This window comes from Vibrio sp. THAF64 (genome assembly GCF_009363455.1).
In the GTDB taxonomy this organism is placed as follows: Bacteria; Pseudomonadota; Gammaproteobacteria; order Enterobacterales; family Vibrionaceae; genus Vibrio; species Vibrio coralliilyticus.
This window is the reverse complement of record NZ_CP045356.1, coordinates 1,289,556-1,316,410: the sequence shown is the minus strand read 5'-3', so window position 1 is coordinate 1,316,410 and position 26,855 is coordinate 1,289,556. Positions and strand designations below refer to the sequence as shown.

Sequence of the window (26,855 nt, the reverse complement as noted above, 5' to 3'; positions counted from 1 at the left end):
GGCAAATTCCCCCTCTCAAATCAGCCACACGATGTCGTGTGGCTTAGGGAGGCTTTACCTAAATTTGATAAAAGTAAGATGCCAACATGTCCAATAACACTGATTTAATGACCCAGTTTGAACAGGCGCTCTGCGATACTTATGCACTCTCTCATTCCGCCCTCAATGACGAAGAAAATATGTTCGCATTGGGCGTAGATTCCATGTTTTTAATGCGTATGGTCAGTCAGTTTAGGCGAGCGGGCTGTAAAATTAGCCTCAAACAGCTCTACGCAAATCCTACACTGGGGGATATACGAGAGCTGCTTCGTTCACACTCAGGCAATAACATTGACCTGCACACGCAACCCGAAGTATCGCTTCCAACATTCCCCCGTATGCTCGATGGTCAACCCTTCCCGATGACACCGGTACAGCACGCCTATTATGTCGGTCGAGACCCCAACCAGCCTCTGGGAGGTAATGGCTGCCATCTTTATCAAGAGTTTAATGGACGCCTGCTTGACCCAGATCTTTTAGAGCACGCTCTAAACACCTTAGTAAAACGCCATCCGATGCTAAGCGTCGCATTTCAAAATGATGGCATGCAGCGCTGGCAAGCTCCAACAAGCTTATTGAAAGTTATTCGTCACGACTTGACGGATGCACCGGTTGAAAAAGTCGACAGCGTATTACTCGACTTGAGAGAGAAGCTTAGCCACCGTCCATTAGACGTACAAAATGGTCAGACGATTGAATTCCACTGTTCTTTATTGCCTCAAGATCAGTTCCGAGTGCATGTCAGCATCGATCTATTGGTCATGGACGCCGCGAGCTTTAGCTTGTTTTTCAACGAATTGTCGCAGCTACTACAGGGCATGTCGTTACCACCTCGCTCAGAGCACTATGATTTTTGCAGCTACCTGGCACAGGAGAAAGCTGAACTTACGACTTCACAACAAGCCGCCAAAGAATTCTGGTTCGAACAAATGGACTCGTTACCTACGGCACCAAAATTTCCTTTAGCTAATGAGCCTAACCAAATTGATAAGCCCCAGTTTCACCGACGTCGCCATACTCTAAATCAAGAGCAATGGGCGGTGTTTCAGGAACACGCTTCGGCACATCAAGTCACACCAACCATGGTACTGGCAACAGCTTATGCAGCAGTTCTCTCCCGATGGAGCGGTCAAACCGATCTCCTGCTTAATTTGACCTTATTTGATTGCCATCCATTCAACGAAGATGTCCAACACTTACTCGCAGACTTCACCAACATTCTCCTGCTGGATATGCACCTTGAAGACAAGAGCGTTATCGAGCTGACTCAGGCACATCAACAACGTTTCGCTGAAGTTTACGAGCACAGGCATCACTCTGGCGTCGAAGTTCTTCGAGAGCTTAAAAAGAATGGAACCCATCCGCACGGCGCACCTATCGTCTTTACCAGTAACCTGAACAACTCCCTGTTCGGTGACGATGACTCATCTCCTTTGGGCAAACCCGGTTGGGGCATCTCACAAACACCTCAGGTCTGGCTCGATTTTGTCGCCTTTAAGCACAAAGACTGCATCATGTTGCAATGGGATAGCGTGGACGCACTGTTTCCTTCAGGTTTTATGGATAGTCTGTTTGCGGCCTTCATAAAGTGTGTCGAACATTTGATTGCCAAAAACGCGAACTGGTCAGAGCCTTTCCCAGATCTCTTACCAGAGCAACAAAAACATCAAAGGCGGGCTCGTACTCCTCTAGCGACCCAACTGCCTGACGGACTTCTTCACCAACGCATTTTTGATGTCGCTTTCCGTCACCCAGATGCGATAGCAGTAGTGCACAATGGGGAAACGATTGGCTTTGAAGCACTGACCTTTCGTGCTAAATGCCTCGCCAACATATTAATCAAAGCAGGCTTGGAAAAAGATGAACGTGTCGCGATCAGTATGGAGAAAGGTCCCGGGCAAATCATTGCTGCACTTGCAGTTCTCCACGCTGGCGGTATCTATGTGCCTATTTCCCCTGACCAGCCTTTAAGTCGCCGACAAACAATACTAGACAGCGCAAACATCCGATTTGTATTGCGCTGTCAGAGTTCGTTCTCCCGCTATGACTGGACAGATGCCCATCATATAGAGTGGCAAACTGCTATTGATTCCCCTTTGTTATCTCCCCCTCATGAATGCACGCCTGATGACACCGCGTACATCATCTATACATCAGGGTCTACGGGAACACCTAAAGGTGTCGTGATCTCTCATGAATCGGCTCTGAACACTTGTATCGATATTAACCAACGACACCAAATCACCGCAAAAGATCGCGTATTGGCTTTATCTGCTCTGCACTTTGATCTGTCTGTATATGACATATTCGGTGTGCTTTCAGCGGGGGGAGCATTAGTCATTCCACTTGAGACACAACGCCGGGACCCTATGGCCTGGGAGGCTCTGGTTGATGAACACAATGTCACGCTCTGGAACACGGTGCCCGCTCTGTTTGACATGTTTTTGACTTACTGTGAAGGCATGAAGCTCAAAACTCCATCCCACATCAGAACCGTGATGCTCTCGGGGGATTGGATCGATTTATCCCTGCCGGCGCGCTACCGCAAGTTTCGCCCACAGGGAACGTTCAGTGCTATGGGCGGAGCAACAGAAGCAGCCATATGGTCAAACGAATATTTGGTCGATCAGGTTGATCCAAAGTGGCGCTCCATTCCTTATGGCTACCCATTAAGCAATCAAACTTATCGTGTTGTTGATACTGCAGGTCGTGATTGTCCTGACTGGGTCATGGGTGAACTGTGGATAGGTGGGGCAGGTGTCGCGCAAGGCTATTGGAATGACCCTGAACGCACCAAAGCACAGTTTATAGACACTCAGGATTCAGCAAGCGGCGAACGTCAGCGATGGTATCGAACCGGAGACATGGGATGCTACTGGCCTGACGGCACGCTTGAGTTTTTAGGACGCTTAGATACTCAAGTCAAGGTCGGTGGTTACAGGATAGAATTGGGCGATATTGACGCTGCGCTCAACCGCGTAGAAGGTGTTCGCCATGGCGTATGTTTAGCACTTAGTGCATCTGGCGGGAAAGATCGTCAATTAGAAGCGTTTGTTGTCGCCGAAGGCAAAGCACTTTGCGGTGTTTCAGACCCAGATCCCCGTCTTCCCGACAACTATCGCGATCTATTCCCTGCAAATGCCACTCCTGTTAACCAACTTGCAGCAAGTGAAGTTGCTCATTTCCTACAATATCATCTTTGCGCCAGTATCCCTGCAAGCGAAGCATCACGCTCAATCGAGTCTTGGTGTCATGCCTATGGAGTAACGGAAGTCTACCAGCCACTGTTCATGCAATGGTGGGCTTTACTATGTCAGCAAGGATTAGCGACCCAATCAGAAACCCATTACCAGTTGCACCCTCCAATCGGTGAGTGTCCAAACTGGTTTGAAACACCTTCAGAATTTACGCTCAATAGTGAATTGCTGAAAGCCATCATGACGGGACACAAACCCGCGCCTGCCCTGTTAGACAGCGTACTCTCTCCTGAAGCACTAATGACACAAAGTCCTGCGTTTCAGGCGCAAATCCGAGCGTTTGCTCAAAGCCTATCTGAGCTGTCATCTCAACTTGGCCGCCCTGTCGTTCTCGCAGAGTATGAGGCAAGAAGCGGACGAGTTGCGAGTGCACTATTGGATTTGTGCGGTCCTGATACCCTGCACTACCATGCAATGGATACTTCTTTGTCCTTAGTGCAATCAGCCCAATCAAGATTAGCGCACTTCTCTCACGCCAGCGTTCACCATTGGGATGACAAAGGCAGCCATGAATTGTTCGGCAAGTCCGACGTAGCTCTGATCAACAACGTTCTCCACCGACTAACGGAGCCACAAAAGGGGCTAGCCAACGCTCAAAAACTGTTGACGCCACAAGGCTTGATGCTGGTGCTTGAAACCTCCACTCTGGGAGAAGGTGCCCTTATCAGCGCCCTAGTCATGGAGCCAGCACTATCAACACTGCCTACTCAGACCGAACTGCTCACTTGGTTTGAAGGCACTTCTCTGCGTCTGGAGCATACGTTAGACCAATGGCCTTTGATGGGCTATGTCCTTCGCAATCACACCCGAGTGCTTGCTCCTGAAGATGGCATTCTAAAAGCAAAACTGGCTGAGCTTTTGCCTCCTTACATGCTCCCCAAACGTGTCCATTTCCTAACATCTCTTCCATTGAGCCCAAATGGGAAAGTTGATCGCAAACGCTTAGCACAAAACAGTAGCCCAACGGAAGAAGCGTCACCACTTGAATCACCGCTACAAACAGAGAGCGAACACGCTTTAGCCCAAGTCTGGCAGTCGCTCTTCCCCGAACAATCTTTTGACCGCCACAGCGACTTTTTCTTACTCGGTGGCGATAGCCTGATGGCAACCCGCTGCATTGGCGCGTTACAAAAACTTGGATACGTTGGCGATCTCACCGATCTGTTTACGTACACAACGTTAGAAAGCTTTGCAGCCAGATTAACTCAGGCTGAGGCTCCGGAAGAGTCAGCCAGACTCATACCAAATCCAGAAGATCGCTACAGACCGTTCCCAATGAACGAAGTCCAAGAAGCCTATTGGATTGGCAGACAAACCGGCTTTGCTTTAGGTAATACAAGCGCGCAGTTCTTCGTCGAGTTTCGTGTCTCCACGTTTGATGCACCAAGGTTTAATCAGGCGATGAACCAATTGATAGATCGCCACGATGCCCTGAGAACAGTTGTACGCAATCATCAACAGCAAGTCCTGATTCATGTTCCGGCTTTCTCGGTCCGATGCCATACCTTCGCAGATATCGACAGTCATGAAGCTGACCTGATTCGTACTGAATTGTCCCACCGAGTGAATGACCCTGCCTTGTGGCCACTGTTCACAGTAGAAGCCATTGTGTCACCAGAGCAATCCGATGCTCGAGTGTGCATAGGATTGGACAACATGATGTTGGACGGGTTGAGCATGCAGATTTTCTTCTCAGAGCTTGAAGCTTTGTATCTGAACCCAAGCATTAAGCTTCCGGCGCTCGAACTGACATTCCGAGATGTTCTTCAGTGGCAGAGAGATCACCGCTCACCTCAATCTGAAGAGCACGCTAAATCCTATTGGCAACAGCAACTTATGAATCTCCCTCCGGCACCCGCGCTTCCTTTGCGAGCCGATCCTGTGACATTAAGTCGCCCGAGATTCATACGTACAGCTGGGACTTTATCCTCAGATGAATGGCAAGCTCTCAAGACACAAGCAAGCCAACATCAGGTCACGCCGTCTGTCATTTTAATGGGGGCATACGCTGCAACCTTAGCAGCATGGGGACGCCAATCATCGTTAACCCTCAACCTGACTTTATTTGATCGCCCTGATGTACACCCACAGATTGAGAAGGTGCTAGGTGATTTCACTACATTGCTCCTATTGGCCTGGCACAAAGATTCTAGCTGGCTGAGTAGTCTCAAACGCCTACAGCAACAACTGGCTCAAGACTTAAAACACAGTAATGTGTCCGCCGTTTGGGTCATGCGAGAACTCGCTCGTCAACAGCAATTATCCAGTGCAAGCATGCCCGTCGTTTTCACCAGTGCGCTGGGCACCTCCGATGGCGACTTTATGTCGGATAAGGGCTGGCTAAAACCTGCTTGGGGCATCTCTCAGACGCCTCAAGTCTGGCTTGACCATCAAGTGTATGAATCCAAAGGGAAGCTGTGTCTGAACTGGGATGCGGTTGAAGCGCTATTGCCTAAACCATTGCTGGAGCAGATGTTTACTCAGTATGTGGCATTGTTAAAAACACTGGCCAGCCAGCCTCAGAGCTGGTCCCAATCCTTAGAAACTCTGCTGCCTGAACATTCACAACCGGTCACCTCGCCGATCCCACACGCGACAGGTCAACCTATCGCCTCCCAACCAGAGAGCAACCGAGGCAAACCAGAAAATGTGCAACGGATTCAGGCGGCCTTTCGTCAAATTGTCTCGGTACCGATTGGTGAACATGACAACTTTTTCGATGCAGGAGCAAGCTCATTGCAGTTAGTCCAACTGCACGGGTTACTCACCCAGCAAGGCGACACACTGTCGGTTACCGACCTGTTTACCTATCCATCACCAGCCTTACTTGCTGGCGCGTATCAGGCACCAACAGAGTGTACTGAACCTAATTCTGACCGCACTCAGCGTCAGCAGAGACAGACTAAACGCAAACTCACACGCCGACAACGCGTTAATTAAAGACTAGATCGAGATGAGCTCTATTGAGAGCTCATCTCGAAATTAGAGGATAACCATGGACAACAATCACTTATATGACAATTGTGACCCGATTGCGGTCATCGGAATGGCGTGTCGGTTCCCCAAAGCTCCAAACATAGACGCTTTTTGGCACAACCTGACTAATGGTCTTTCTGGTCAATCTTTCTTCAGTGCTCAAGAGTTACAAGCAGCGGGGGTCGATGCCAACGTTTGTCAGAGAGAGCACTTTGTTCCAAGCGGAGCCGTTATTGATAAACCCGAGTACTTCGATGCCGCTCTTTTCGGCTATTCGCCTGCTGAGGCAACCTCTATCGATCCACAGCAACGCCTTTTCTTACAAAATGTATGGCACGCGCTAGAACACGCAGGTTATGCCCCAACGCAAGCGCCATCAAGAACGGGCGTCTTCGGCGCAGTAAGAACCAGTACCTACCCTTCCTTTGAAGCATTCGATGTCACTCAGGTTGGGCAAGTAAAAGGGCTACAGGCGTTATTAGGCAATGACAAAGATTATCTCGCGACCCGAGTCGCACATAAATTCAACTTCACGGGCCCGGCTTTTACTGTTCAAACCGCCTGCTCCAGCTCATTGGTTGCAGCGCACCTTGCTTGTGAAAGTCTAAGGTCTGGTGAGTGCGATATGGCTATCGCGGGTGGCGTAGCTGTATCGTTCCCACAAATTTCAGGTTATGAATATCAGCCTGGCATGATTTTCTCGCCTGATGGCTTATGCCGCCCCTTTGATCAACAGGCCAACGGTACTTTTGGTGGACATGGCGTTGGCAGTGTCGTATTGAAGCGACTAGATGATGCCATTGAAGCCGGTGATAACATCCTCGCAGTTCTGCGTGGCAGTGCCATCAACAATGATGGCCAGGATAAAGTTGGCTTCACCGCCCCATCAGTGAATGGCCAATCTCAGGTTCTGGCAGATGCACTTCACCTCGCAGACGTCCAACCCGATGAAGTGGAGATGATTGAGACTCACGGAACCGGTACCAAACTCGGCGACCCTATCGAAGTCACCGCCATTAAAAATGCGTACTCACGCAGTTCTGGCGCGCCAGTATGCCACTTGGGTTCAGTCAAAAGTGGACTTGGACATTTAGATACCGCAGCGGGTATTGCCTCACTGATTAAAACAGTATTGTCGGTATCACGAAAAAAGATCCCAATGTCATTGAATATTGCCCAACCCAATCCTGAACTTCGCTTAGATGGTTCCGGCTTTGACTTGGCAACACAAACACTGGACTGGCGGAATTCCATCCGTACCGCCGCTGTCTCTTCATTTGGCATCGGAGGCACTAACTGTCATATGCTGGTGCAATCTTCGCCAGAGCAAAACAATACTTTTCAGCCACTCACAGCAGAGAACACAGATATTCCCCTGCTCCTATCTGCCAATTCTCCTAAGTCTCTTCGTGAAATCGCTCGTCGTTACTCCGAGCACTTGGAGCAACACCCTAATTCTGCCGACGTTGCTTACTCAACCTTGCGCTCTCGTTCATTAGATTTGCCGCATCGATTGGCCATCATTAATACCACTCAAGCAGAATCGGCACTCCGTGCATTTGCTGAATCCGGCGAAGCGTCCCATCAGGTGCGAACAGGCCATGTCCAGTCGCGCACTAAGCTGGCATGGACATTTACAGGGCAAGGCAGTCAGTTTGCAGGGATGGGTGAAACTTGGTACCAAACCAGTGAGGCTTTCCGACACAGTATCGATCTCAGCCAGTCCTACACAAAAGGCAAGCTTGAAGCACCTCTGACTGAGATCATGTTTGGCTCAGGCACACACCTGCTTTCTCGCACCGATGGCGCTCAGGTAGCAATTGTCGCCTTTGAGCTGGCGTTAGCGGCTCACTGGCAGTCGAGGGGAATCACTCCAGACGTTGTTTTAGGCCACTCTGTCGGTGAGATCTCAGCGTGCGTCATTGCGGGATATTTGAGCCACCAACAGGCAATTGAGCTGGTCATCGAACGCGGCCAGCGAATGCATCAATGTACTCAAAATCAAGACGGCGCCATGCTCGCGGCTTTCGCGCCATTTGGACAGCTGAACACCATCCCATCTCTGGCGGAACTGGATCGAGCGGCCCATAACGGTGCTGCACATTGGGTCTATTCGGGAGATATTGAGAAGGTTGAACAGGCGAGTAAAGAACTCGACGCTGCCGACATTCCATATCGTCAATTAGAGGTCCCTTGCGCTGCACATTCAAGGCATCTCGATTCGATGTTGTCGTCCTACGCCAACTTCACTGAACACCTGACTCCGACTCAAGGAAAAATTTCGCTGATTTCAGGCGTAACAGGCCAAGTTATCCGCTCAATGAGCGAACTTAACGCCGACTATTGGACACGTCATGTTCGAGAATCGGTTCAGTTTCAACCAGCCATCGAGCAGGCGCTTGCATTAGATTGTCATGCTTTTATGGAAATCGGCCCTAAGCCTCACCTTACGTCCATTGGCCGTCGTGAAACCTGGACTTCAGCGTCGTTCTGGCTCCACGCTGACGATAAGAATGTTTTGAGCGAACTCTTTACACTCGGCGTAGATGCCCCTTGGAAGGACGTCTTCGACAATGTCGGAAGACTATGTGAATTGCCTCTATATGTCTTTGACGAACAAAGATACTGGGTCGATTCTCACAAAGACAACAAACAGCAGCCATTAATCAGTCCAGAAACCGTCACGACATACCCTCTGGAACCGTTAACACTGCGCTGCGCAATCATAAAAGACTTCCTGAAAACCTGCACCAAACGCGACTCCTTCAGCCTTATCGAAATTATTCGAGGCGGAAGAATACTTCCTCGCCATCGACATCATATCAAGGCGCTATTAGATCTCTTGGTGACACAAGGGTACTACCACAAACAAGACAAGCAGTGGGTGCCGTCTGAATCCATACTGCCAAGTGCCAACGTTATTGCTCAACACTGGTTGTCCGACACAGGTAATCAGGACTTGGTCAGTGTCCAGCATTCCTGTACACACCTGTTAGCTTTAGGGCAAGCCCTACCAGAATTAATGCGCCAGCTCGACCATGCAGAAAGTCTGCGCAAGCAATTGGCACCATTGCTGGATGACGACAGTTCAGCGCCAGTCAGCCCATGCCATGATGCAGAGGTAACTTGGCAAAACACGCACTCAAGCCTCATCTATCAAGACTGGTCAACAGTGGCTGAACACTCTGATTTACGTGCGGCCATTCACCACCAATGTTCACAGTTCCTGCCAAGCGGTTTCAAAGATAGCGATCTATCGGTGTCGTCTAAATATGGGCTCAAAGATGTGTCGAGAGTCGCCATCAACCGACTAAGCAAAATGTGGGGACAAGATGTTTATGACTTGCGAGCACAAGCCCCTAAAGGGCACTGGGAATGGCTTGCCCGATTTGAGCCTCAGGCAAGCAAAAAAGATGACCCAGCGGAGCTGCTCCCTTCACCACACAATCGTTATCACTGGCAAGCTAGTCCTGTTGAAGCAAACCAACAGCTCAATCCGATCACCGCTGAACAAGTGGCATCGGCATTCAATCTACGAGGAACAATCCATAAGACGGCAACAGATCAGGGCATACTTGCCTTACCTTCGACGTCATTATCAGAAGCGGTCACACAGCTTGCTCAACTCTTAGGCAATAGCCCTGATAACTTGTGGATACTGACTTGTGGTGCAATGAAAGTCGCTACTAACGACATCACAGAGCCTAATGCAACTGCCTTGTTGTCTCTGATACGCGTTGCGCGTGCAGAATATCCCAACAAACGCTTTTTCGTTCTGGATACACCAGATAGTTGCGCGGAAGAAGTTGCACAAGCACTAGCTCATGCACCATTTTCTTCGGCTGGCGATCTTGCCTATCGAGATAATCAATATTGGGCCTATCAACTTGAGCATGCACCAACCAATGGCGACTCAATTCCGGCGTCTTGGTTCAATGCCGATGGCAGTCATCTCGTGACGGGTGCGATGGGGGGAATTGGCCGCTTAGTAATTCGTTGGCTGGCCTCTTCCGGAGTCAAGCATGTCATAGCGATTGGCCGCAACCAGCACTCAGACTGGTCAGAATTTTGTGCCCAAATGGCTAACTTCGGCTGTCACATCGAAACACATTTGGTCGATTTAACCGTGAGTGGAGAGCTGGCTAACCTTCTCAACCAGCTGACTGATAGGCGGGTTGTGGCAGGCGCCATTCATGCCGCTGGTAATCCTCATCATGGTCTGATCGACCAGTGGGATTCACTGACGGCAGAACAGGTAATCCGAGTAAAAACCGAGACCTTCGAAACACTTTATCATTGGTTAGAGGCTCGACAGGCGGGTTACCTGATCGGCTTTTCTTCAGTCGCCACTCTCGGCGCTCCGGCACAAGGGCTGTACGCTGTCGCCAATGCATTTCTTGACGGTTTTGCTCAGTCTCATCATGCCGATGGACACTGTCGTGTCATGAGTCTGGCTTGGGGGGCATGGGATCACATCGGCATGACCCGCGACGCTGCACTGGTCGCCAAGCTTAGCCAGGAAGGAATGCATACGCTGTCTCCAGCCGAGGGCCTTTGGCACCTAAGTCAAAGCTTATTAATGGGGAGCGAGCATGCCTTTGCCATGAATATAAGCTCAAATTCCGCTCAATTTGCCAAATATTTTACGATGGATTCACAAGGGACAACCGTTTCTGCTTGTGCAGCTTTAGCCGTTGAGACGGTAGCGACAAACTCGTGGCTTCAGGATCGGGTGCGATACCAATTAGGCTTGGCTGAAAATTACCTGCTGGAACCTCAACAGGACCTTATGCAGCTAGGTATGGACTCGTTACAATTCCTGGAGCTCAATGCTGCGATACAGAAGCAATTTAACGTTAAGCTAACGGCTGAAGAGGCGTATCAGGCAATGACTATCCAGGGGCTGGAAGCATTAATTGATACCAAAAGTCATGACGCAGTGCCTCAGCAGTCCCTGCCTTTTGTAATCGAACCGGATCAGCAGCATCTGCCGTTCCCACTGACTCCCATCCAGCATGCCTACTGGGTAGGCCGCGAGTCTTGGGTCCCTTATGGGGGGATCGCATGTAACGTCGTTTTTGAGTGGGATCTATCACACTCTCAGTTTGATATTCAGCGGCTAGAAACGGCGTGGAATGCGCTGATACAGCGCCACGATATGTTGAGAATGTCCGTCTTACCCACTGGTGAACAAGTCATCTTAAAAGACGTTCCCAATTACACATTCTCCACTCAGAACCTATCTCGTTTAGATGACAACGCCAAAACACAGGCATTAGCAGAAACTCGTCAGACAATGAGCCAGCAAGTCCGTCCTGCAACTCAGTGGCCTTTGTTTGATGTGCGTATCAGCAACCTTACTGAACACCAATATCGACTTCATATGAATCTTGATTTGCTTCAGTTTGATGTCCAGAGTTTCAAAATCATGATGGATGATCTAAATCGCGCTTACCACGGCGAAGATCTGCCTCCACTTTCCCTTTCTTTCCGGGACTATGTGGTTCATGAACAGGCGTTAAAAAGCCAGCCCGACTGGCAGACTTCCTGGAATTACTGGATGGAGCTGATTCCATCAATACCTAAAGCGCCTCAGCTACCACTAGGTAATGTGGCTGATTCGTACAAGCCCGAATTTGTGACTCGAAAAGGCAGCTTACCAAAAGCCCAGTGGTCGAATCTGAAATCACACTGGCAACAAGCCGGTATCACACCGTCTGCAGGCTTACTGACGTTATTCTCTCACATATTAGCCAAGTGGTCAGAATCCCTTGCTTTTACGCTGAATATGACCTTCTTCAACAGACAGCCGTTTCATCAGGATGTACAAGACTTAATTGGTGATTTCACATCTGTTCTATTGATGGATTTTGATTGGTCTCAAGATCTGAACCTGAAAGATCAATTTTCTCGCACTCAGGAAACGCTTTGGACCCGTCTGAGTCACAGCCAAGTCAATGGCGTTGAAGTGATGCGAGAGCTAGCAAAATACCGCAAAGCCGAAAAGCACATGACGGAGCAGGAAGCATCGCTCCCTATGACACCCGTCGTGTTTACTAGCATGTTGGGTATGTCGATGGACGGAATGGACATCGAAAAAGCAATGACACACTTGCTCGGCGATCCAGTTTATGTACTCAGCCAAACACCGCAAGTCTGGCTGGATCACCAAATCATGGAGGTTGATGGCGAACTAAAGTATCACTGGTACTGCATGGATGGCGTGATCGCATCAGATGTTCTGGATGAAATGTTCACGCTGTACGGTCAGTGGCTGTGTCAAATGGCAGAGGCGCCAACTGAATTCGAACGTACAAATCTAGTATCGAAATCAAAACCAGCATCGAAATCAGAACCAACATCATACGCAGCGACACTTCCTGAGATTAGCTCAGCGGTCGAAAATGAAGTGACCAGTGCTTGGTCATACTTAGAACATAAGGCACTCACCGGACTGTGGGCGACCCTGCATCAACATCAGTTGTTTAACAAGCGGAACCAACTGTTCAGCTACTCTGAGATCTTACAAACACTGCGCGCCGCACCAAAGCATCATAAGTTAGTTCAACTATGGCTGGATCAATTAGTAAGGGAAGGCTTACTCCATGTATACAATGGCCTCTATCAATGGCAAGGGGATGAGCCCGTTGTGCCAGAGTGTGAATTACCACAGAGCGACTGGTGTCAGCGTTTATCTCAATATCTCGACGAGTCCCTTCAAGCACACCACGAGTTATTGAGTGACCAAAAATCCGCACTGGAGATCTTATTCAAAGATAACCAGATCACTGATGCGCTATACAGAACTAATCCTTCTCTAAGGATACTCAACCAAAGCGCTGCCAATCTCATTTCGGCTCTGGGAGAGGAAAAAGGAGCGCCACTAAAAATCCTAGAAGTGGGGGCAGGTACAGCAGCAACGTCTACTGCTGTTCTTAGCAATGCAGCCCGATACATTGAGCACTATCGCTTCACTGACGTATCGCATGCTTTTTTGAACGAGGCGAGGCAGTCTTTAGCACAATACAACCAAGTTGATTTTGGATGGTTAGACATCAACCTCGATATCGAACCAGAAATGCAGGTAACAGGCGGTTACGACGTCATCATTGCAGTCAACGTTCTTCATGATGCAACGGACCTACCTGATACGCTTGAACGACTTAAAGGCATACTTGCGACCAATGGACATATACTGCTGATCGAAGCCACCGATCAATTCAGCCCGATGCAGCTCGCCACTGTTGGGTTTATCGAAGGGATCAACGCCTTTACCGATTTCCGTCAACATACAGGCAGCGCTATGCTCAACGCCAGTGACTGGCAGCGAGTACTTGGCGAGCAAGGTTTCATCACCGAATGTCGTTTCCCGGACTCTGAGCAATCAGTGTTGCGCCAACATTTGCTCTTAGCACGAACGACACAGAGTAAATCACCAGCGGAAAAACCTTCTGCTTACCCGTCCTACGATGAAAACGAAACACAAAAGGTGGTCGTAGAACCTCAGGCTACGCCAATACAAGATGTGCTCATGTCACGCATCGCTCAAATATGGACATTGTTACTCGGGCAGGAAGTGACTCCGCAGACAGACTTCTTCCAGTGCGGTGGCGACAGTTTAATGGCCACTAAGATGATTGTGGAAATCAACAAACAGGAGATCGCTCACGCTAGCTTGCAGCAGATATTTGAACAACCAACGCTCGAACAATTCGTTCAGGCGCTGGACAGCACGTTCGCTCCGCAAGCGAGCAATGAGCCACCCGAGCCTAACCCTGAAGAACAGAAGGTTCAGCAAATCTGGCAGGCACTCCTTAGCCAGGACATCACTTCGGAGACAGACTTTTTCCAGTGTGGTGGCGACAGTCTGATGGCGACCAAACTGGTCGTTCAACTGCAACAGGCGGGATTTGCAGCGGTGACGCTGCAGCATATCTTTGAGCAGCCAGTCTTCGCTCAATTCTGTGAGCATTTATTCAAGCCGGATGCTGAAGCAACGGTCAATGCACCGAAAGCTAATCGGGACTACCCATTGACTCCGTTGCAGAACGCGTATTGGCTGGGGGAGAGCAGCCTATTCTCTTTAGGTCAGGGAATTGCGCACTTTTACGCTGAGTTAGAAATTAAAGATCTGAACCGCTCAAAACTTGTCGACGCATGGAATACACTGATAAATCACCATGACCAGTTGCGTGGAGAAATCCATGAAGGGCATTACTGCATTCTTCAAGAAGTGCCCCATTATGAGCCTCACTATGTTGATCTGACACAGAGCGCTGAGTCGGACAAAGCACAATATTTAACCGAAGCACGATCTCGCATTGCCGCGCAAGGGGTAGCGACGGATTGCTGGCCTTTGTTCGACCTCAGCATTGTGAAAACAGATCAAGACACTCACCTGCTTCACCTTGTGGTTGATTTGGTCGTGGCAGACGGGAGAAGCCTCAACCTGCTATTCCAGCAGTGGCAACACTTATACGACAACCCATCAGTGGCTCTCGACAAACCCTTAATGACCATCGCTCAGTATCTGGAAAACAAAGCAGAACAAAGTACCAATGGTTCGAAACAAGCCGCTCGCCAATACTGGAACGATCGCTTGCCGACTATGCCGGATGCTCCTGCACTTCCCTTAGCGGATTCAAGAGGTGACAGTTTGGATCAACGCGTGCTGACGCACCGTGTATCTGCACAAAACTGGAACCTGCTTCAGCGTCAGGCGTTTGGTCACAATGTGTTACCTTCTATGGCAATGCTAACAACGTTCTGCCTCGTGTTGCGTCGTTGGAGTGATACAAACCACTTTTCGTTAAATGTCTTGCACAGCAATAGACCCGCTAACGAACCTGATTTAGCCAATTTGGTGGGGAATCTATCGACGACATCCATGCTGGAAGTAGACATCAGTGAGGAACCAGCCTTACTTGCTCTTATCCAGCAAGTTCAACAGCAAATGTCAGACGATCTTGCCCATGCCGAGTTTGACGGTCAGGACGTCTTAACCGAAAAGAACAGGCTCAATCGTAACTTCAGCGCTGGTATGCCAGTGGTCTTTAACGATACCGTATCGGTAGGCCAGCAGAGCTCTATGACTATGGGAACGCTTCGCGATTTCGGAGCGCAAACGCCGCATGTTTACTTAGATGCGATGTTAATTTCCTCACCTTGCGGCGGCATAGACATCAAATGGACCGTACAACACGATCACCTCAAGTCAGGCGTCTTCGAGGCTATGTTCCATGCCTATATCAAGGCTGTAGAATCGCTGACGAGCAGCAACTGGCATGATGTACTGACTCTGAGCTTATCCGACAATCAATGGGGGCATCAGCCAAACACTCAACCTAACCTCATCGAAGAGCCAAGCGGTTCAAGACCTCAGACCTTACTGGAAATGATCAAGCAGGGCACCGAGGCATATCCGGAAAGAATCGCAATTCAACAAGGTGAACTCTTCCTAACGTATCAAGACGTTTGGAATGCAGCGAGTGTACTCGCGGCAGACATTGCGGCCAAAGACGATGATGCACCTTTGGTCGCCATTGTGATGAACAAAAGTTGGGAACAAGTAGTTGCAGTGATAGGAATCTTGATGGCTGGTAAAGCTTACCTGCCTATAGACGCCGACTATCCTCAAGCAAGAATCCATGCATTGCTTAATCAGGGACAAGTCACAACCGTTGTTGCTCAACAGGCGTTAACAGACGCTCTGGAACCTTATCGTGTCCTCACCCCATCAATCAGCCACACGGAAAACAACACATTCAAACCTAAGGCGCTCAAACCATCTGATCTAGCCTATGTAATCTTTACGTCCGGCTCTACCGGGCAGCCCAAAGGCGTGATGATGGATCATCAAGCGGTGATCAATACGCTTGTGGACGTAGAAAATCGTCTCACTCTCAATAGTGACGACAAAGTACTGGCAATCTCCGCGCTCAATTTTGATCTGTCGGTGTTTGATCTGTTCTCAACCCTTCACTGCGGGGCTTGCCTTGTGATACCTGAGGTATCACCAGCCAAAGATCCTGATGCCCTAATTCAACTAGCCGAAAGCGCACAGGTCACAATCTGGAATAGTGTTCCGGCGTTTGCTCAGCTATTAGCCGATGGGCTGGCAGCGCAATCTTCAGTGCTTCCATCATTGCGTCATATTATGATGAGTGGTGACTGGATTCCTGTGTCCCTGCCTGAACAGCTGAATACCCTTGCACCCAACGCTAAGCTACTCAGTCTGGGCGGTGCGACAGAAGCAGCCATTTGGTCAATTGCCTATCCCATCGAAGGGAGTCACTCGGATCGCACTAGTATCCCTTATGGGCAGGCGCTAACTAATCAAGCCTTTTTCGTCCTAGACAGAGAACTCAAGCCCTGCCCTAACTGGGTTTCTGGTGAACTTTATATCGGTGGTGCTGGCTTATCACTTGGCTATTGGCAAGACGAAGCGAAAACGCAGGCCGCGTTCATCATCCATCCAGAATCCGGCGAAAGATTGTATAAAACCGGCGATCTGGGGCGCTACCAAGACGATGGCAACATCGAATTCTTAGGCCGGAACGATCATCAGGTCAAAATAAACGGTTACCGGATTGAACTTGGTGAGGTGGAACATACGTTGCGCCAGTGCCCGAATGGAGGGTTGAAAGATCGCCTGCAAAACGTAATCGTTCAGCCTGTCGCGATTGAAGGTGTAGGTGCGAGATTAGTTGCATATATCGTCAGTACACAGCACAAGTCTCAAGACGCGGCACATTTACTCGACTACACGAGAAATAATCTGCCCACTTATATGTGCCCGGTGCAAATAGTCTCGCTTGACGCTATTCCCCTGACATCTAATGGAAAAGTAGATCGTAAAGCTCTGCCGACTCCGGACGTTGAGATCAACGCGAATTCGCGCCCTCCAATGACGGAGACAGAAGAACAGATTGCAAAGATATGGCGTGACTGTCTGCAGCAACCTTCCATTCCAGCCAATCAAAGCTTCTTCGATCTGGGAGGAAATTCCCTAGCTGCTGTGCGGGTCATAAGTCGAATCAACACACAGTTAGCAAGCCAGCTTACCGCTGGGCACTTGCAGTCTCATGACACCATCGAGCGATTGGCGTCGCTGATCGATCATCAGACAACGGATGAGTGCTCTAAGCCTGTGTTACTCAACCCTGCCAATGAGGCACACCCAGCTCTGTTTATCGTACATCCGATTGGTGGACACCTACTCAGTTACCAGCCTCTAGCCCAGCGATTAGAGCACGTTTCGTTATACGGATTGGCTTACCCAAACACGGGATCCGAGCACGATGAGTTGGGCGTGAAACAACTCGCACAGCACTATCTAAACCAAATCCAAAAGATTCAACCACATGGACCCTATCGTCTGGCGGGCTGGTCATTTGGTGGCATCGTCGCTTATGAGATGGCGCATCAGTTGATAGAGAAAAAGCTGGAGGTTGAAGAGTGCATCTTAATCGACAGTTACAAGCCAACCCCTCGAAAAGAGGTGATGTCTGATGAAGAAGTACGTCGTCATTTTTATGCTGATGTTATAGGCCGTTTCCCGCAGCTTACACAGGCCGAGGCGCCAGATCTATCAACCGACGACACACTCTGTGCACATCTTTCTTCAGCGTTTGGCCATATCACAGCAATTGAGGATGTAACGACAGATAGCGTGCAGCGATTACTTGATGTTTATCGCCGAAATCTGTCCGCCATGTTGTCGTATGTCGTGCCTGAACTCACCTCTGTGAACACAACCCTGATTGCCGCAGGGCAGAATAACCATCTCGATTTCATGAGTTATCAAGATCCTGACATTGCGCGCTGCCCTCATCATGGCTGGAAAGATGTGTGTGACCTTACCGTTCATGAGCTGAATGGCGATCACTATACCTTGCTGCAAGAGCCTAACGTGAGTGAGTTGGCCAATACGCTTGCTTCTTTACTTCGCCGAACTCTCAAGCGCAATCAGAGTTCGCAATCTTCCACTACGGAAACCCTAGAAAATGAATAAAACAAAAAAAGTCATCATTGTTGGCGCCAAATTTGGAGAGCTTTACCTCAATGCATTTATTGATCCCCCCGAACATCTGCAACTGGCAGGTCTGCTTTCAACGGGCAGCCCACGTTCACAGAGCCTTGCTAAAGCGTTCGGCGTGCCTTTATATCAGAACGTTTCTGATTTGCCACAAGACATCGATATTGCCTGCGTAGTCGTTCGAGCCTCCGTTATCGGAGGCAGCGGTAACCTGATCGTAGAAGAACTGCTAGAACGTGGCATCAATGTCATTCAGGAACACCCAGTGTCAATTCAGGAGATGACGCGCCATCAACGTCAGGCTGCACAGCATCAGGCACACTATTGTGTCAATTCTTTCTATGCCGCCTCGGCGGCAGGACAAGCTTGGTTAGCCAGTGCCAATCATCTCAGACAAAGTACAGGCAAAAGCCCGAGCTACGGTAACATCACCACCAGCAGGCAGCTTTTGTACTCAACACTGGATTGGCTACTGCAAAGTTTTGGAGCTCAAGCAGAGGCGTTAACACCTGAATTACTGAGCAAACAACCTCAGTTTGATGTAATTAATTTGCGTTCAAAATCCGGTCACTATTTATTGCAGTTGCAAAACTATCTGGATCCCCGCGACCCTGACATGCATAGCCTGGCTATGCATCGAATGATGCTTGGCTGGGAGAATGGTTACCTTTCACTGGCAGACAGCTACGGCCCAGTCACCTGGACACCTGTACTCCATGCCAACAACCACCAAAACGATCATCTCAGCCTGTATCAGCGTGCAGGCACACCTGAAGGTGATTACCTTCAGGCTCCAGCGACCCAGATGCTCTACCAACAGAGTGCTTCACGACTCGATACATTCGAAACACTGGGGCCAAAGGGCGTAGAAAAAACGCTGAGCCTGTTCGCTCGTCAAATTGACGGGGAACCCGATATCACTTCGTTGACTTTCACTCATCAACAAAATGTCGCTCGCCTATGGGAAGAGATCTTAACCTTATGTGGACCTGTTAGAGAGTGCTACTTAAAGCCAGCCGATACCATTCACTTCGCATCGGGAGGTGAAGCATGACCACACCAGCCTTCAAAACCTTATGTCAGCGAGGAACGATTGTTGATGAATTATGGGTGCTCTGCCCCTTTGCTGGCGGCAGTCACAGCGCATTTAACAGTTGGGCCTCCTTGAAAGAAAACGACTTGCCCAATAATACGCAGGTCCTTCTGGCCACCTACCCTGGCCGCGATCAACGGATGAAAGAACGCGCCCTCTCTAGCATCGGTGCGATCGCCTGTGATGTGTTTGATGCACTAATGGCACGTATGGCTTCGACACCACAAAGCCAAACGCCACGTTTGCGTATTTGTGGACACAGTATGGGCGCACAGGTTGCCTTTGAAGTGTGCAAACATTTCGAAGACCATTACGGCTCATCGACACCAGTATCACAGCTGGTTTTATCAGGTTGTCATGCCCCTCATCTCGAAAGCAGGCGCAAACTGAGCCACCTTAACGACCAAGACTTTGTCGAACAGTTGATAGAAATTGGCAGCGGCAGTCCTGTGCTTAAACAACACCCTGAACTGCTGGCACTCTTTTTACCTATGCTCAGGGCAGATTTCTCAGCCACAGAAAACTATCTAACGACTCAGGGGAACGCACCTAAATTAGCGTACACCCCCTGCACTTTGTTGTTCGGTGAGCAAGATCCTGAGGCATGGTCTAGCGAAGTGACCGCTTGGCAAGACTGGCACACATACCCGGAAATGACTTCCGTATCGGGTCTTCCCGGTGATCATTTTTACATTACAGCTCAACCAACACAGTTTATTCAGAGCGTGATTACGCATGCTCATGATGCCCCTCACGCATCTCATTACGAATTTGGAGAACATCATTATGGCTAAGCCTGCTATTACTCAATATCACAACCACATCATTCCACATCAATGTAACCCTCTAGCCATAGCGACTGAGCTCAGTATCGCTGAGTTTTGCCATGATTATGTGGTGTATGAACACGACAAAGAATGGTCAATCGGTATCAATAAACTGATACAACTGACCGTCGATACACAAGGCAGGGTCACTGACTTTTCTGGTCACGTTCATCAGCCAGAACAAGACATGATTTGTGACACCATTCATCAGGCTACCCAAGCCTTACCTTGGAAAGATTGGCGTGTATTTGGCCGAGTCGATTTCGAGTTCAGCCACTTTGCCCATCATCTGGCTCAGAAAGAGGCAAATCGCACTCTGCTTGAGCTATTTGTTGCTCAACATGATATTCGGATTTCGAATGATCAACTCGCTGTACGCACAACCGATAACTCAATATTACCTGAGATTCATGAAGCGATAGCACGAGCATCCACGCCTCTATCCCTACCCAAGCCAATGGCACCACTCACTCAAGCTGACATTCTCAACCATCAGCAAATTCAGCACGACTATCAAACCATGGTCGCTTCAGCAGTCAGAGAAATCGTCGCGGACGACTATAAAAAAGTCATCTTGTCGCGCTCAGCCACCCTGCCAGCAGCGATTGATATTCGTCGCAGCTTTGTCTCTGGACGTCGTAACAACACGCCAGCCCGATCTTTCATGCTGAAACTAGGTGAGCTTGAAGCCTTTGGGTTTTCACCTGAAACCGTATTGGAGGTCGATAATCTTGGTCATTTAAGCACTCAGCCTTTAGCAGGTACTCGATTCCTGCCGACCAATCCCGCGGAAGCACAGAGACTGAAACGAGAGCTGACGACGGATCCAAAAGAAATTGCAGAACACGCCACATCGGTTAAATTGGCCGTTGAGGAACTTGAACAGGTTTGCGATCGAAGCACAGTTAATGTCGCTGAGTTTATGGACGTATCTGAACGCGGCACGGTTCAGCATCTTGCTTCACGTGTGACTGGGCAACTGGCACAAGGAAAATCAGCATGGCATGCATTTAAAGTCCTGTTTCCGGCGATCACAGCATCGGGAATCCCAAAACGAGAAGCCATTGATGCCATCGCACGCTTTGAACCTAATGCGCGTGGCTTGTACAGCGGCAGTGTCTTAATTGCCGATCAGGATGGGTTCTTTGACGCCGCGTTGGTGCTACGTGCAGCTTACAAACGTCACTCCGTATCTATGCTACAGGCCGGAGCTGGAGTCATCAGCCTATCCACCCCAGATAGAGAGTGGGAAGAAACGTGCGAAAAAATGGCTTGTGTCCTCGACCACCTGATTTTTGAGGCACCAGAGGAAGACCAGCCTTCTCCGACAGCTCAGCGTAATGAAGAGGTGAAAGCATGACACTTCTCAAGGAAATGGAGCCTGTTATCCCTCATCGCTATGAAAAAAAGCAAGAGTACGAACAAGCTGGCCTCTGGGAACAAGTACCGCTATGGCAATTATTGTGGTCTCACTGCGCAGATACACGCAACCAAGTCGCCGTCAGAGATGACAGTCGGTCTCTGACTTACGAGGAGTTAATCAGTGAGGCAGACCAAATCGCTCAAGGGTTAATATCTCAGGGCTGGGCAGTGGGTGATCGTATCGTGATGCAGCTGACCAACTCCTGTGAGTTCGCCGTCACGCTCTTCGGATTCCTGCGTGCGGGGCTCATTCCGGTCATGGCATTACCCGCACATGGCCTAGCTGAAATAGAGCACTTCATGCGTGTCTCAAATGCTCAGGGTTATGTTGGAGAAGGTCAGATTGGCGAGCAAATCATGGCGAATCTCAACAAACAGACGGCTCTCAAACTCTACTTAGTGAATCAATTCTCACCAACTTGTGCTTTGCCTCGCTCAGCCGCTACCAACTTCGTCCCTGCGAAAATTGATCCAGCAGAAACCGCTTTATTTTTGGTCTCCGGAGGCACAACCGGACTGCCTAAGTTGATTCCCAGAACTCATAACGACTACCTCTACAATATTCGCTGTTGTTGCAGCGCGAGTGAAGTGACAGAAAAAGAAATCTACTTAGCCGTTTTGCCTGCTGCTCATAATTTTACCCTAGGTTGCCCTGGGTTTTTAGGCACCTTGTCAGCAGGCGGTGAAGTTATTTTTACCCAGTTGGCTAGCCCTGATCACTGCTTTGAACTTATCCAACAGTACGGTGTGACAGCAACAGCTCTTGTTCCCGCTCTGGCACAACTATGGACCGAGGCGACCCAATGGGAAGAAGCTGATTTGACCAGTCTCAGGCGTATCCAGGTGGGAGGTTCTAAGCTTGCGTATAGCGACGCGATAGCAATGCAAAAAGTCTTTCCGGGAGTCTTGCAGCAAGTCTTTGGTATGGCGGAAGGCCTGATTGCCTGCACCCGTCTCAGCGACACACCCGAGGTTGTTGCCTCAATGCAAGGTAAGCCTGTCAGCCAGTGGGACGAGGTACGTGTTGTTGACGCTGACGGCAAGGACGTTGAACTGGGAGAGGAGGGCGAACTGTTAACCCGAGGCCCTTACACACTCCGTGGCTACTATCGTGCTCCTGAACACAATGCCCGCTCATTTACGGAAGATGGTTTCTATTGCAGCGGGGATAAAGTACGCATGAATGACCAGCAATACCTCTCTGTCACAGGCCGCATCAAAGATATCGTTAATCGAGCAGGTGAGTGCATTGCTGCTGACGAAATCGAAGAGCAATTGCTGGCTCACCCTAAAATCGCTCAGGTTGCGGTTGTTGCAGTCCCTGATCCGCATCTAGGTGAGCGAATAGGAGTGGCAGCGGTAGGACGCGATGCGTCTTTGACACTGCAAGATTTGAGACAATTCCTACTTCAACAGAATCTAGCGACATTCAAGATGCCCGATGAATTGTTGTTGGTTTCGACACTGCCAAAAACAGCAGTAGGAAAAATTGATAAAAAAGCTATCCTGGGTCCATCAGGCACTCCTTGGCATCTAGGCTAATTCCATAAAAAAGCCTCGCTTTACAGCGAGGCTTATGCTTTGAATTCCGGTGCGGCTAGGCGATTTGACCGGCTTGCCACAATTGTTGATAACCCCCTTTTTCAGCCATCAACGTGTCATGCGCTCCGTAATCGGTAATTTCACCATTATCTAAATAGTAAATCGTATCCGCGTCTTGAACGGTTTCTAACCGGTGAGCGACTGTAATAACGGTCTTTCCTTCAGATAACCGAGCAATCGACTCTAACACCTCGTTTTGCGTAGTCTCGTCGAGAGCCGAGGTAATCTCGTCCAATAAGAGAATCGGCGCATCATGCAGCAGCGCACGAGCAATTGAGACCCTCTGACGTTCTCCACCAGACAATTGGTTACCGTTTTCACCAATATGTGTATCAAGACCTTCAGGTAAACCCGCAACAAAGGCAGCCAGACCCGCAGCCTCAATAGCTTGTTGCAACTCCTCATTACTCGCTTCTGGTTTAGCAAGTAACAGGTTGTCACGCAAACTGCCACCGAGCAGTTGAACATCTTGCGTGACATATGAAATCAGCTTATACCAGTGATGTGTTCCGATCTCATCAATACTGCGTCCGCCAATATTCACCGTTCCCGAAGAGGGGATATGGAAAGCGGCTATGGCATCCAGAAGACTGGATTTCCCCGCACCACTTGGGCCAACAAAAGCGACACGATGTCCTTCAGGGATAGTGACATTTACGCCACTCAGTATCCTTTGCTCATCAATGGAAAGGTGCATGTTATCAATCACGATGTCATGATGAATCGGCGCAACCCCTTTCGCTGTTTGTTGTGGCAATTGAGCGAGCGCCAGTAGGCGGTCGGCAGCATTAAGCATGTATCGTAATAAAGCAGCGTATACTGTCATACGGGTTAAAGGGCGAATACAAATCACACTGGCCACAATCACGACTAAACATTCCGGCCATGTCAGCTGACTAGATTGTAGGAACATACTTGCGAGGCCAAGATTCAAAACCAGCGCAAGCTCCGTAATCAATGTGGCGATAAGAACACCCATTCCCCCAGCCCACTCCAGACCAAGACCCGCGGCTCGTTGTTGCTCTATCTTTTCACACAGTGGTTCCGCCAGACGCTCACTTTGAGCAAATCCACGAAGCATTGGCAGACAATCGACATATTCCAGAAGTCGACTGGAGACTTCAGTATTCATGCTGTGCTGGTGCTTTGCCCGTTGACTGAATGTCCTTTCTGCGAGAGCTAACGCACCCAGCGCCAGAACAAACGTTCCCAAAGTCACAGCACCCAATACAGGATGAATGAAGCTAATCACCAGTAGCATCGCGAATGGCGCGACCCACGCCGAAATGAAATCCGCTAACAGATGACTGAATATATCTTCAAACTGCTTCAAATCTGCAGTCAGAAGTTTCATTTTTTCACCTAAACGTTTCCCTTTTAGTGCTGCAAGCGGTTGTCTTCGAATATCAGTCAACAACTGGCTTCTCAGCCCATGGGTGATTTCATAGGCGCCGAGAAACGTCTGCTTGGCACTCTGACCAACCCACCATTGGCCCGCCACCACCATCAGTGATATGACTCCTATCGTCATCCAAGAAACCAACTCGGGGACCAAAAGCCAAGCAAATAATGCCCCAAACACCAACAGAGGTAATGCCTCAACCACAAGCTTTCCGGCAAGTCCAATCCAGAACTGCCGCGCACTGATACCACTATGACGTATCAAGATCTGAATATTAGTCATGACGACTCTCCTGCACTTCCCCTGCCTCCACTCGTAAACGGCGATTAACCTGCTGAACACGAGTCGCACGGTGACTGATAATTAACTGAATCTGTTCAGGGTGAAATTGACGAAGTCCTTCCAGAACCGTTTGTTCTGAGATTTGATCAAGATGCGCTGTCGCTTCATCTAAAATTAAAACGGGGGTTTTGGCTAACGCAGCCCTAACGATCGCTAATCGCTGCATTTCTCCACCACTGAATAAACGCTGGGCTTCTCCAATAGGTGAATCTAGGCCTTGCGGCAATTTCAGAACTAGTTCTTTCAGTCTCATGAGCAACAGCAGTGACCACAGCTCATCATCACTTAACGCCTCTCTAACCAGTGAAAGATTGTCACGTAATGAACCGGAGAAGAACACCACCTGTTGATCGACGGAAGCAACATAACGGCTGCGTGTTACATCATCCCAATCCTTCATTGATACGCCATTCACATGCCACTCACCGCCGTCCGCTGTCAGAGCCCCACTCAAGGTCATCAGCCAGGAACTCTTGCCTACTCCAGACTCCCCTTCGATCGTCACCCGTTCACCAGGATAAAACTCAACATTGACTTCGTTTAATAGCGGGTTGTCGGCGCGAGAAAGAGTCAACTGAGCGCAGGATAGGCTCTCAAGCGGTGCATCGTAACTTGGTACGACAGTCTGAGTAGTATGAAAGAAAGGTAACAGGCGATCGACAGCAACAAAAGATTGTTGGATCTGAGAAAAGACCTGAGTTAGATCCAGCCAAGGTTTTAAAATACCCGCACTGATACATACCACCATAACCAATTCTGCATGCGACAACTGTCCCATTTGCACAAATGCTATCGCCGCAGGTACAACCAACATGAGTGATGCCTGAGCCAGAGTGACAAAAGTCACCCACGCCCCAACCATCATGCGAGTATAGCCAGTCACAATTTTATTGTGTGAGCGAATTGTGCGGCTAAGTGCCAAATAAGAATCTGCATCTACTGAGAACAGTTTCATTACGCCAATACTACGCAAAAACTCCATCTGCGCTTGATGCATATTGGCAACGATCTGCATGTATTTTTCTTGGCGATGACGGAATCCACTCATCAACATGATCTGAACGCCCAGTGCCACAGGCAGTGGTAACAGGGCGATAAGCGCCAGACGCCAGTCTATGTAACCCATCAGAATGGTGAGCAATATTGGCATCAAAAGACCGTTAATCACGTCAGTGCCATGATGGGCAATGAGAGGCTCAAGACTTTGGCAGTCATCTGACAAACGCTTTTCGATATCTCCTCGTTTCTGACTTCGGAGTTGTTCGATCTTCATGGATGCTAAAGCACGAACAATGTGCTGACGTGTCTTTTGAATAATCTGATACGCTGCTAAATGCGCCAGCCAAACCGCAAAAGCGTACAACCCGTAACGCCACAGCAATGCAATAACGAATACAAGCAGATATAGAATTGGAGATTCTCCAGAAGCCATGGCTTCGAGAGAAAGAAACAAACATACCCAAGGCACGACTTCTACCAGACTGCACATGACGGCGCTGCCCAATGAAAAGGCGATTTGACGACGCTCACTCTGCAGCATGACTTTGAGTGCTTCGCCACGACTCATGTCCTTTGACAGTAACATACATACTCCCGACAAATGGAGAGTATTGTCCGGCAGTTTGTCTTGAGCCACTAACGTAATAAGGCGTTAAAATAACGACTTCCGTCCTTATTGCTGTACTACTCGACAAGAAAGAAATGACGAAGCATTACTTGTCTCAGAACTCTCACACTAAGGCGTATCTCTTTATTCACTGTTGGGGAAAGACCATCTGGCATCTGGAGAATTGGTAGGGTTCAAAATTCAACAGAGCAATCAACCGGTATTAAGTTGGCCGTTCCGCTAGCTCAATAG

Annotated in this window: 8 protein-coding genes; 6 read left to right on the top strand and 2 right to left on the bottom strand. The window is 49.2% G+C overall.

The genetic code is table 11. The features are described from left to right. Positions 1-86: 86 nt before the first annotated feature. The 6 genes from FIU99_RS22405 to FIU99_RS22380 are packed head-to-tail and all read left to right on the top strand — an operon-like array spanning position 87 to position 23,193. Positions 87-6,236, top strand: coding sequence for a non-ribosomal peptide synthetase (locus FIU99_RS22405; protein WP_006961717.1), 6,150 nt, complete (start codon positions 87-89; stop codon positions 6,234-6,236). 55 nt (positions 6,237-6,291) lie between these two features. Further along, on the top strand, positions 6,292-18,285 hold the full coding sequence (locus tag FIU99_RS22400; RefSeq protein WP_006961718.1) for a hybrid non-ribosomal peptide synthetase/type I polyketide synthase: 11,994 nt from the start codon (positions 6,292-6,294) through the stop codon (positions 18,283-18,285). Next, complete coding sequence (locus FIU99_RS22395) at positions 18,278-19,363, top strand: thiazolinyl imide reductase (protein WP_006961719.1); 1,086 nt, start codon at positions 18,278-18,280, stop codon at positions 19,361-19,363. Before FIU99_RS22400 ends, FIU99_RS22395 begins: the two co-directional genes overlap by 8 nt. Further along, a complete protein-coding gene (locus tag FIU99_RS22390; protein ID WP_006961720.1) occupies positions 19,360-20,196 on the top strand; it encodes a thioesterase II family protein in 837 nt (278 codons plus the stop codon). The genes FIU99_RS22395 and FIU99_RS22390 overlap by 4 nt, the downstream gene beginning before the upstream one ends. After that, on the top strand, positions 20,189-21,589 hold the full coding sequence (locus FIU99_RS22385) for a salicylate synthase (protein WP_006961721.1): 1,401 nt from the start codon (positions 20,189-20,191) through the stop codon (positions 21,587-21,589). The genes FIU99_RS22390 and FIU99_RS22385 overlap by 8 nt, the downstream gene beginning before the upstream one ends. Continuing rightward, entirely contained in the window at positions 21,586-23,193 is a 1,608-nt protein-coding gene (locus FIU99_RS22380; protein WP_006961737.1) for a (2,3-dihydroxybenzoyl)adenylate synthase, read from the top strand. The genes FIU99_RS22385 and FIU99_RS22380 overlap by 4 nt, the downstream gene beginning before the upstream one ends. Positions 23,194-23,248: 55 nt before the next feature. Here FIU99_RS22380 and FIU99_RS22375 read toward each other — a convergent pair whose 3' ends face one another. Continuing rightward, positions 23,249-24,937: an ABC transporter ATP-binding protein gene (locus FIU99_RS22375; RefSeq protein ID WP_039952194.1), complete on the bottom strand. Its 1,689-nt coding sequence runs from the start codon at positions 24,935-24,937 to the stop codon at positions 23,249-23,251. Next, entirely contained in the window at positions 24,930-26,582 is a 1,653-nt protein-coding gene (locus tag FIU99_RS22370; protein ID WP_006961753.1) for an ABC transporter ATP-binding protein, read from the bottom strand. The genes FIU99_RS22375 and FIU99_RS22370 overlap by 8 nt, the downstream gene beginning before the upstream one ends. Positions 26,583-26,855 lie beyond the last annotated feature (273 nt).